7 protein-coding genes are annotated in these 10,586 nt (G+C 69.6%); 6 read left to right on the top strand and 1 reads right to left on the bottom strand.

Features of this window, described 5'->3' with window-relative positions; translation table 11 throughout:
- Nucleotides 1-19 precede the first annotated feature (19 nt).
- Genes EOW65_RS06750 through EOW65_RS06760 form a run of 3 tightly spaced genes read left to right on the top strand, consistent with a single transcriptional unit; the run spans nt 20 to nt 5,329 of the window.
- The gene (locus EOW65_RS06750; RefSeq protein ID WP_128148201.1) at nt 20-2,176 is read left to right on the top strand and encodes a hydantoinase/oxoprolinase family protein; all 2,157 of its coding nucleotides are present in this window, start codon (nt 20-22) and stop codon (nt 2,174-2,176) included.
- A 55-nt stretch (nt 2,177-2,231) separates the two neighbouring features.
- Entirely contained in the window at nt 2,232-4,502 is a 2,271-nt protein-coding gene (locus tag EOW65_RS06755; protein WP_128148202.1) for a hydantoinase B/oxoprolinase family protein, read from the top strand.
- A complete protein-coding gene (locus EOW65_RS06760; protein ID WP_128148203.1) occupies nt 4,499-5,329 on the top strand; it encodes a hypothetical protein in 831 nt (276 codons plus the stop codon). The genes EOW65_RS06755 and EOW65_RS06760 overlap by 4 nt, the downstream gene beginning before the upstream one ends.
- A gap of 91 nt (nt 5,330-5,420) precedes the next feature.
- Here the strand turns inward: EOW65_RS06760 and EOW65_RS06765 are convergent, their stop codons facing one another.
- A complete protein-coding gene (locus tag EOW65_RS06765) occupies nt 5,421-7,400 on the bottom strand; it encodes a sigma-54-dependent Fis family transcriptional regulator (RefSeq protein WP_128148204.1) in 1,980 nt (659 codons plus the stop codon).
- 445 nt (nt 7,401-7,845) lie between these two features.
- Here EOW65_RS06765 and EOW65_RS06770 point away from each other — a divergent pair, with 445 nt between their 5' ends.
- From EOW65_RS06770 to EOW65_RS06780, 3 genes are all read left to right on the top strand, one after another.
- Entirely contained in the window at nt 7,846-9,090 is a 1,245-nt protein-coding gene (locus EOW65_RS06770; protein ID WP_128148205.1) for a CobW family GTP-binding protein, read from the top strand.
- Nucleotides 9,091-9,150: 60 nt separating this feature from the next.
- Nucleotides 9,151-10,440: an RNA polymerase factor sigma-54 gene (locus tag EOW65_RS06775; protein WP_128148206.1), complete on the top strand. Its 1,290-nt coding sequence runs from the start codon at nt 9,151-9,153 to the stop codon at nt 10,438-10,440.
- Nucleotides 10,437-10,586 (top strand): CoA-transferase (locus EOW65_RS06780; protein WP_276319595.1); only part of this gene is annotated, 150 nt, incomplete at its 3' end. The genes EOW65_RS06775 and EOW65_RS06780, both read left to right, overlap by 4 nt.

Consider the following 10,586-nt stretch of genomic DNA (forward strand, 5'->3'; position numbering starts at 1 on the left):
CAATGCACAGGGAGAGAGCATGAAACGCGTTTCCGTTGATATCGGCGGCACCTTCACCGACTGCTTCGTCGTCTGGGGTGGGCGCTATATCGAGACCAAGGCACTGACCACGCACCACAACCTTGCGATGGGCTTCAACGAGGCCCTGGGCAAGGCCTGCAAGGTCCTCGATCTGGAACTCGAGGACATCCTGCAGCAGGTGGACTCGGTGCGCTATGCCACCACGCTCGGCACCAATGCGCTGATCGAGCACAAGGGCCCGAAGATCGGCATGCTGGTCACCGCGGGCTATGAGGCCACCGTGCCGCTCAGCCGCGCGCGCGGCTATGGCGAGGGGCTGGACGACATGGGCAAGCAGGATCTGCCGAATGCCCAGCGTCCCGACCCGCTGGTCGAGGCGCACATGATCCGCGGCATCCGCGAGCGTCTCGACTTCGAGGGCAAGCTGGTGATGGGCCTCGACGAGGAAGACGTCCGCCGCCAGCTGCGCGAGCTTGTCGACCGCGGCGCGCAGATCATCGTCGTGGCGCTGGTGAACTCGGTGGTGAACCCCGCCCACGAGCAGCGCATCGAGGAGATCGTTCTCGAGGAATATCCCTCGCATCTTCTGGGCGCGATCCCGGTGATCCTGTCGCATCAGGTCGCGGGCCGGAAGGGCGAATACGTCCGCGCCACCTCGGCGATTGTCGACGGCTATCTGCATTCGACGATGTATCACGCGCTGTCCGCGCTCGAGCAGAATCTGCGCGTGCACAATTACGAAAAGCCGATGCTGGTGATCCACAACTCGGGCGGCATGGCGCAGCTGAACTCGACCGACGCGCTGCAGACGATCCACTCGGGCCCGGTCTCGGGCATCGGCGCCTCCGAGCACCTGTCGCTGCAGGCCGAGCTTGGCAACGTCGTGGCGACCGACATGGGCGGCACCTCCTATGACATCGGCATCGTCGTCGAGGGCGGCATCAAGCACTATGACTTCAACCCGGTCATCGACCGTTGGCTGGTCTCGGTGCCGATGGTGCATCTGGTGACGCTGGGCGCGGGCGGTGGTTCGGTCGCCGCCTATGACCGGATGTACAAGACGGTGAAATGCGGACCGGAAAGCGCGGGCTCGGACCCGGGGCCGGCGTGCTACGACCGCGGCGGGATGAAGCCCACCGTAACCGACGCCGACCTCCTGCTCGGCTATCTCGACGCCGAGAACTATGCCGGCGGCTCGATCCCGCTCAACCCGCGCCGGGCGAAGGCGGCGGTCGAGGATGCGCTGTGCGACGAGCTCGATGTCTCGGTCATCGAGGCGGCCAAGCTGATCCGCGAGAAGGTCGACGCCAACATGGCGAACGGGCTTTTCACCGAACTGCGTGCCCGCGGCTATGATCCGAAGGACTTCACCATGCTCGCCTATGGCGGCAACGGGCCGCTGCATTGCTGCGGCATCGCGCAGAACCTGGCGATCGACAAGATCCTGGCGCCGCCGCTCAGCTCGGTGTTCTCGGCGGTGGGGGCGGGTAACATGCACCAGCTCCACATCCACGAGAAGTCGCTCTACATGGTGCTTTACGACAGCAACACCCGGCGGATCTTCAGCGATTACGAGCGGTTCAACGGCATCGTGGCCGAGCTGAAGGAGCGCGGCCGTCAGGACCTGCTGCGCCAGGGCGTGCCGGCCGAGCAGATCCAGCACAACCTGGAACTGGACATGCGCTATGGCAACCAGCTGGTGCAGACCACGGCGGTGATCCCGATCCACGAGCTGAACAGCCCGAGCGACGTGCTGCAGGTCATCAACCAGTTCTCGACCGACTATGGCAAGCGCTTCGGCGAGGGCAGCCAGGCGCCCGAGGCGGGGATCCGGATCAACACCATCCGCGTGTCGAGCTATCGCCAGCACGAGACGGTGCAGTTCCAGAACATCAAGCCGCTGCCGAAGCCGGAACGCTCGGCCCCCCCGGCTCCGAGCGGCCATCGCACCTGCCATTTCGTCGGCTTCGATCAGGCCTTCGAGACCCCGGTCTGGGCCCGCAAGGACCTCGATCCCGGCGTCGAGATCGAGGGGCCGGCGATCGTCGCCTCGGAAGTGACGACCTTCCTCGTCAATCCGGGCTGGACGCTGGTCGCGGCAAAGCAGGGCGCGACCTGGTTCCTGCGCAACGAGCCCCCGGTCACCAAGCACTGACACGCGTGCCCCGGCGAGAGGAGCGCCGGGGCCCATTCCAACAGGAGGAGTTCCCATGAAAGACATGACCACCGGGGGGCCGGCGCCCTCTGCCGAAGACATGAAGCTGATCAAGAAGTTCCTCGAGGACACCACGCTGTTCCTCGGTCCCGATCCCGAGATCATGCAAAACCACGACCTGATGCAGCGCTCGGCCGACGAGGAGCACGCCATCGCCAATGTCCCCGACACCCATACCATCGCCAAGATCCGCGACCGGCTGCAGGCCGGCTGCGACGAGGGCTATGAGATGGTCGAGCAGATGGGCGCGGCGCCCGGCGCGAAATGGGGCGATGTCATCACCGGCATCTATTCGGCCTCGGGCGACCTCGCCATCGCCTCGGCGGGCGGCGTGCTGCTGTTCTCGTCGGTCGTGCACCACCCGATCAAGTTCATCGTCAAGAACTGGATGAACGAGCCCACCGTGGGCGTGCGCGACGGCGACGGCTTCATCCACAACGACAGCCGCTATGGCAACGTGCACAACACCGACCAGTCGATGATCCTGCCGATCTTCCACGAGGGCCGGCTGGTGTGCTGGGTTGCCTCGACCGTGCACGAGGGCGAGAACGGCGCGATCGAGCCGGGCGGCATGCCGTCGATGGCGGAAAGCCCCTCCGACGAGGGGCTGAAGATGTCGCCCTTCAAGGTGGTCGAGAACTATCAGATCAAGCGCGACCTGCTGACCTTCCTGCAGAACTCGGTGCGCGAGCCGAAGCTGCAGCTTGAGGACATGAAGGTGAAGCTCTTCGCCTGCCTGCGGATCAAGCAGCGCATCGAGGAGACGCTGAAGACCGACGGCGCCGACGCGCTGATCTCGACCCTGCGCCTGACCATGGAGGACGTGCGCGCCGAGGTGAAGCGCCGGGTCTCGGAATGGCCCGACATGTCGGTGCGCACCTACATCATCCAGGACTCGACGCTGCGCGAGAACTGCGTGGTCAAGGTAAACTGCACGCTGACGAAGAAGGGCGACCAGCTGACCTTCGACTTCCGCGGCTCGAGCCCCGAGTTCACCAACCGCGCCACGAACACCATCCTCGGCGGGCTCAAGGGGATGCTGTCGCAGCTCTTCCTGTGCTACATCTGGCCCGACCTGCCGCGCGGTCAGGCGGCGATGGCGCCGATCGAGGTGATCACCGATCCGCACTCGATCCTGAACTGTTCCTATGACGCGCCGAACTCGCAGTCGCTGATGTCGATCTTCACCGGCTTCACCGCGGGCCAGCACGCGGTGGCGAAGTTCCTCTACTCCTGCCCGGAGAAGTTCACCAAGGTCCACGCACCGGCCTTCAACATGATCAACACCTTCATCTGGGGTGGGGTCAGCCAGCATGGCGAGACGCTCGGCAACCTCTGCGCCGACCTGAACGGCATGGGGGCGGGGGCGACCTCGAACCGCGATGGCGAACATGCGCTGGCGCCGATCTTCGCCACCATGGCCGACATCGGCGAGCAGGAGGTGAACGAGGAAGACGTGCCGTTCCTGCAGCTCGTCTCGAAGAAGATGACGCGCGACGCCATCGCGCCGGGCAAGTATCGCGGCGGCCAGGGCTACACGATGATGGTGGCGACGAAGGACAGCGAGCAGTGGGGCTTCATGACCACCGCGCAGGGAGCGAAGATCCCGCCGATCCAGGGCCTCTTCGGCGGCTATGCCTGCGGCACCTATCCGCTGTCGAAGGTGCAGGGCGTCGACGTCTATGACGTGATGCTGAACGAGCCGGAGAAGTTCCGCCACTCGATCGAGGAGATCATGAACGAGCAGCCCTTCGAGGGCGCGCGCTACACCACCCATCACATGGGCATGGGCTTCGACATCTCGAAGCGGGGCGAGCTCTACATGATCAGCCAGGGCGCCGGCGCGGGCTATGGCGACCTGCTCGAACGCGACCCGGTGGGCGTGGTGAAGGACATCGAGGAGGGGCTGATGTCGGCTGAGGTGGCGGCGCGGCTCTACAAGGTGGTGTTCGACCCGGCGACGCTGGCGATCGACTTCGACGCGACCGAACAGGCGCGCGCCGACGAGCGCAAGGCGCGCATCGCCCGCTCGGTGCCCTATGCCGAGTTCGTCAAGGGCTGGAACCAGCCCAAGCCGCCGGCGCATCTGCCCTATTTCGGCTGCTGGGGGGACGATATCGAGACGCTCTACATGGGCTCGCCCGACAAGACCCGCCGTGGCGACGAGCCGAAGCCGAACTACATGGTCCACCCGAAGGACGTGCGCATCGCCGAGCTCGAGGCGCGTCTGGCGGCGGCGGGCGTGCCGGGAGACGAGAAGCAATGAGCCAGTCTCTCGCAGAAGATCTGCCCAAGGGGTCGGGCACGAAGGCGCTGCGGGTCTGGCTGGAGTCGTCGGGCTATGCCCGGCGGCTTCTGCTGGGCGAGGCGGGCGACCCCTGGGCCGAGGGCGCGGCGAAATACCTGTCGTGGTTCACCCAGGCCCGCGGCCTGCTGCGCGGCGATGTGGCGGTGGTCGACGTGGGCGACATGTTCCGTTCCTGGCGGGCGCGTCACCCGGGGCTTGCGGCGGAGATGGGGTCGAAGAAGCGCGCCCCCTATCCCCTGCGCCGGATGCTCGAGGAGGAGGGCCCACGGGCGCTGCTCGACGAGGTGACGGTGGCGGTCGGCGCCCATCTGCAGGGCCAGGTGCCCCTGGTTCTGGCGATGCCCGCGCCGGGCGCGTGGCTGGCCGAGGCGCAGGTCGCGGCCGGGCGCGAAGCCGAGGTCGATGCCGATGCGGTCGAGGATGCGGCGATGTACATGGCCGACTTCGTCCGCTGCGTCGCCAGCCGGCCGGTGGGCGGGCTGCTTCTGGAAGAGGGGGCCGAGCCCGGCCCGGCCGATCGCTATGCGCCGATCCTGAACGCCGCGCGGCATTATCGCTGGGCGGTGGTCGGGCGCGGCGCGGCGCCGGGGCAGGGGGGCTTCGATGCGGTGATCGGCACCGACCCGGCGGCGACCGGGCGCGACGTGACGGCGGCGCTCTTTGCCGGCGAACCGCTGCCCGAGGCCGGGGCGGGGCAGTTCCTTTTCGCCGAGGTGCCGGTCGCCCATGCGCCCGAGGCGGTGCTCGAGGCCGTCGCCCGGCTGCGCGGCACGGTTCCGGCCTGAGGGCCCCACGCGCTTTGCGGCGCCTGCCATTCCTCCTCCAGAGGGCGCGCTGCAGGGACGGCACCCGGGATCCCGGGTGCCGTTTCCCGTTTCAACTCTCGCGCAGCTGCGCGATGTGGTCCTTCAGTCCGAGCTTGTCGAGCCGCACATAAAGCGTGCTCTTGGCGATGCCGAGATCGCGCGCGGCCGAGGTCATGTTGCCCTGATGGCGGCGGATCGCAGCGACGATCGCGTCGCGTTCGGCCCGGTCGAGCGGCGACAGGGCCTCGGCGGTGCCGATCCGCCGCGGTGCGAGCTGCAGCTCGGGCGGCAGTGCCTCGGGCCGCAGGGTCGCGCCCTCACTTTCCAGGAACATCCCCTCAAGCACATTGCGCAGCTCGCGGATGTTGCCGGGCCAGTCGTGGCCGGCCAGCGCGTCGAACACCTCCGGCGCGATCGCCGGCACCGGGCTGTCGTAGCGCGCGGCGATCTGGGCCACCAGATGGTCGGCAAGGCCCGGCAGGTCCGACATCCGCTCGCGCAGTGCCGGCAGCTTCAGCGAGGTGACGGCGATGCGGTAGAAGAGGTCGAGCCGGAACCGGCCCTCGCCCGCCTCGGTCTTCAGATCGCGGTTGGTGGCCGCGATCAGCCGCAGCTTCACCTTGCGCGGCCGGTTCTCGCCGATGCGGTAGACCTCGCCCGTTTCCAGCACGCGCAGCAGATGCGGTTGCAGATCGAGCGGCATCTCGCCGATCTCGTCGAGGAAGAGCGTGCCGCCGTCGGCCGCCTCGATCTTGCCGGTCATGCCGCCGCGGCGCGCGCCGGTGAAGGCGCCGTCGGCATAGCCGAAGAGCTCCGAGGTCAGCAGCTCGCGCGAGAAGCCGCCGCAGTTGATCGCGACGAAGGGGCCCTTGGCCTGCGCCCCCGCTTCGTGCAGGGCTTGGGCGAAGGCGTCCTTGCCGACCCCGGTCTCGCCCAGCAACAGCACGGGCGCGGGGCTTTTTGCCAAGAGCCGGGCGCGGCGGATCGCCTCGAGATAGGCCGGCGCCGTACCGGACAGCCGGTCGAAGGGATCGACGCCCGGACGGTGCGCGACGGGGCGCAGCCCCGCCCGCCGCACCGTTGCCGCGCGGTCGGGCAGCACCAGCACCGCCCCGAGCCGCTCGCCGTCCTGAAGCACCGGCTCGATCCAGTCGTGGTCGATCCAGCCCGGCATGTTCTCGGGCGCGACGCGGCCCTTCTTCCAGGGCAGCATCAGGTTGCGGATCGACTGCGCATCCTCCGCCCCGGTCTTCGCCAGTTCCGCCATCAGCGCCGCCGCCCGCTCGTTCGTCTTGATCGGCCGGCCCGAGCGGTCGAAGACGATCAGCCCGTCGCGCTCCGGCCCGTGCAGCCGTTCGAGGCACTGGTCGAGGAGCTGATAGCGCAGCTTCAGTTCGCGCTGGACAAGGCGGTTCTCGATCCGCCCGGCCGCGGCGATGGCGAGCGCGAGGCTGTGCCGGCTGTAGCTTTCGTTCAGCCCCGAGATGTCGATCGCGCCGAGCGTGGCGCCGCTCACCGGCTCGCGGATCACCGCAGCCGAGCACGACCAGTGCTTGATCCCCGAGCAGTAATGCTCGGCGGCATGGATCTGGATCGGCTGGCCGATCTGCAGCGTGGTGCCGATCGCATTGGTGCCACAGGCAGCCTCGCTCCAGTCGGCGCCGGGCATCAGGTGAATCGCCTCGCTCGGGTCGCGCAGGGCATTGTCCCCCTCGACGCTCAGCACCTTGCCGGCGCAGTCGGTCAGCACCATCACCGTGCCGGTCTCGAACAGGAAGTCGCGGGCCGAGGCGATCACCGGGGCGCCGGCCTGCATCAGGTCTTCTCTGTCGGCCAGCAGGTCATGCAGCGCGTCGCCCATGGCGGGGGGCGGGGCACTCTGGCGTCCGGGGTCGACCGCGCCGTGACAGCGCCGCCAGGAATCGTCGATCAGCCGGCGCAATGCGTCCGATCCCGGTTCCTGCCCCTCCATGAACCGGTTCCACGAGGTCATGATCTGGCCATCGTTCTCCGGATACGAGAACCGCTGACGCAGGCTCGTCTGTGGCATGTTGAAATCTCCTCCCTGGGAGACATGAGCCGGCGGGGCCCTGCAGCTCCCGTCTCCTCCCCGAGACGTCCGCAGCAGCCGCCCGTCCGTGCCGGGCCTGTCTCCTCTCCTCGCGCCCAGTTTAGCATTCTCCCGTGCGAAAGGGGAAATTCTCTTGATTCCGGCGCGGGTTCCTGCAGGGGCGGGCCGATCGCGGGGCGTGCCGGCCAGGCGTGCCTGCCGCTGCGTTGCAGCAAGACGGGCAGGCAGGGGCAGGGCGGGCGGCGGGGGGATCTTGGGGTGCCGTCCGGAAACCGGACGGCGGCCGCGCCACCACCGTCCGGCATTCCGTCGCATCCGCGCCGCCCAGAGCTGTCCGGGCCGCGGTAAGCCCCGGTCATCGTTGACGCATGGTCATCTGGCAAGAAACCTGCTTCCTGATGACCGGGGAGAGGGAGGTACACGGATGGACAAAGGCAGGTCTGCGCCCTTCGCGGTTGCGGCAAAAGCAGTGGGACGGGTGCCGGTGACGGTGCTCACGGGCTTTCTCGGCGCCGGCAAGACAACGCTTCTGAACGCGCTGACGGCCCGGCCCGAGATGGCCGGCGCGGCGGTTTTCATCAACGAGCTGGGCGAGATCGGCATCGACCACCACCTCGTCGAGCGAATCGACGACAGCCTCGTCATCCTTGATTCGGGCTGTCTGTGCTGCACCGTGCAGGGCGATCTGATGCGCGCGCTGATGCGCCTGCACGAGCGCATGTCGCGGCGCGAGATCGCGCCGGTGACGCGGGTTCTGATCGAGACGACGGGGCTCGCCGATCCGGCGCCGGTCCTGCGCGCGCTGATGGAGGACCGGCTGGTCTCGGCGCGGTTCCGCTGTGACGGGGTGCTGACCGTCGTCGATTGCGAGCGCGCGCGGATGCAGTTGCCGCGTCACCGCGAGGCGCGGGTGCAGGTCAGTCTGGCTGACCGGCTGCTTTTGTCGAAATCGGCGCTGGCGGGGCAGGTCGAGACCGCCGCGGTGCGCCGCGAACTTGCGGCGCTGAACCCCGGTGCGCCGCAGATCCTGCTGACCGAGGGTGAGGCCGATCCCGCCGCGATCTTCGGCGCGGGGCTCTATGCCGCCGAGGCGGTGCCCGCCGACGCGACCGACTGGCTTGGCGCGGTGACCGCGCTGCGCGCGCCGCAGCCCGCGCCGTTCCCCAGCCCGGGGAAGGGCCATGCGTCGTCGCATTCGGGGCGGGTGCGCAGCTTCGTCGTCGAGTTCGCCGAGACGCCGGGCTGGCGCGGCTTTGCCCTTGCGCTCGGCCAGATCCTCGAGGTCTGGAGCGGCCGGCTGCTGCGGGTGAAGGGGCTGATGGCGGTGCCCGGGCTCGAGGTGCCGGTGGTGGTGCAATGCGTCGACGGCACCGCCTGCCTGCCGGTGCGCCTGCCGGCCTGGCCGCGGGGCGGGGCGCTTTCCGACCGGCGCGGCCGGCTCGTCTTCATCGGCGAGGATCTCGCCCCCGCCGACGAGGCCGCGATCCGCACCCGCCTGGCCGCGACGCCCGGCGACCGCGAGGCGCTGCGCCGCGCCGCGACCACCCCGGGCCTGCCCACCCGCAGCTGGCTGGCCGAGCGCGTCCCGCTCACCCCGCGGCAGGGCTTTGCCTCCGACGCCTTCATCGTCCAGCCGCGGTTTCTGGGCGAGACCCGCCGCCATGGCTGAGACCGGTGCTTGCCCGGCCGTCGTCGGGCGCTACTCTGGCCCGCGGTGGCGGAGGGGCAGATGCGTGCAGTGACGGGCCTCGGGCTCGGGCAGAAGATGTCGGTGCAGATGTCGCAGGCGATGCGGCAGGCGCTCGAATATCTGCAGATGGACAGTGCCGGGCTGTGCGGGGCGCTGGTCGCGGCGGCGGCCGACAACCCCTGCCTGCAGGTCACGCTGCCCGATCCCGAGCCCGACGCGCCGCGCCCGGGCCGCGCGCCGCCGCGCTGGCGGCCGCAGGCGGGCGGCGATGGCGGCGAGGCCGAGCGGATGGCCAATGCCGCGCCCGGGCTGCACGCCCATGTAGCGCGCCAGATCGGTCTGCTCGTCCGCGCCCCGCGCGAGGCAGCGATTGCCGCCGTGCTGGCCGAGGCGCTGGAACCGAGCGGCTGGCTCGGCGCGCCGCTTGCAGGCCTGGCGGCGCGGGCGGGCTGCACGCTGGCCGAGGCCGAGGCGGTGCTCGCCCGGCTGCAGCAGATGGAGCCCGCCGGGCTGTTCGCCCGCACGCTCGCCGAATGTCTGGCGCTGCAGCTCGCCGAGCGCGAGGCGCTGAGCGCGCCGATGCAGCGCCTGCTCGAGAACCTGCCGCTGCTCGCGCGCGGCGAGGCAGGCAAATTACAGGAACGCTGCGGCGTCGGCGCCGAGGATCTCGCCGCGCTTGTCGCGCAGCTGCGCCGGCTCGACCCGAAGCCCGGCGCGCATTTCGGCGATGCCCCCGAGCTGCGCCGCGCCCCCGACCTGATCGTCACGCGCGCGGCCGACGGCTGGCAGGTCGCGCTGAACCGCGAGGCGCTGCCGGCGGTGTCGGTGACCGATCAGGGCGCGTCGCCCGGCGCGCTCGCCACCGCGAAATGGATCGCGCGCACGCTCTCGCGCCGCAACCGCATGGTGCTCGAGGTGGCGGCCCATGTCGTCGCGCGCCAGCAGGCGTTTCTGGACGCGGGGCCGGCGGCGCTGGTGCCGCTGACCTGCGCCGAGGTGGCGCGCGCGCTCGGCTATCACGACAGCACGATCAGCCGGGTGCGCAGCGGGCTCTTGCTGCAGACGCCGCGCGGCATGCTGCCGATGGAGGCCTTCTTCGCGCGCACCGGCTCGCGCGGGCAGGGGCGGGTGCCGGCGCCGGCGCTGCGCGCCCTGCTGGCCGAGATCATCGCCGCCGAACCGGCGGCGGCGCCACTCGGCGACGACGCGCTCGTCGCGGTTCTGGCCGGGCGCGGCATCGCGGTTTCGCGCCGCGCGGTGGCCAATCATCGGGCCCGGGCGGGGATTCCGCCGGCCCGCGACAGAGGAAAGGGAGGACGGACCTCATGAGAAAGATCTACGGCTCGGTGTCGGAGGCTCTTGATGGGCTTCTGGTCGACGGGATGACGATTGCGGCGGGCGGGTTCGGCCTGTGCGGCATTCCGGAGCTTCTGATCGACGCGCTGGTCGCGAGCGGGGTCAAGGACCTGACCATC

Origin of the sequence: Paenirhodobacter ferrireducens (assembly GCF_004022265.1) — a bacterium.
Taxonomy (GTDB): domain Bacteria; phylum Pseudomonadota; class Alphaproteobacteria; order Rhodobacterales; family Rhodobacteraceae; genus Rhodobacter; species Rhodobacter ferrireducens.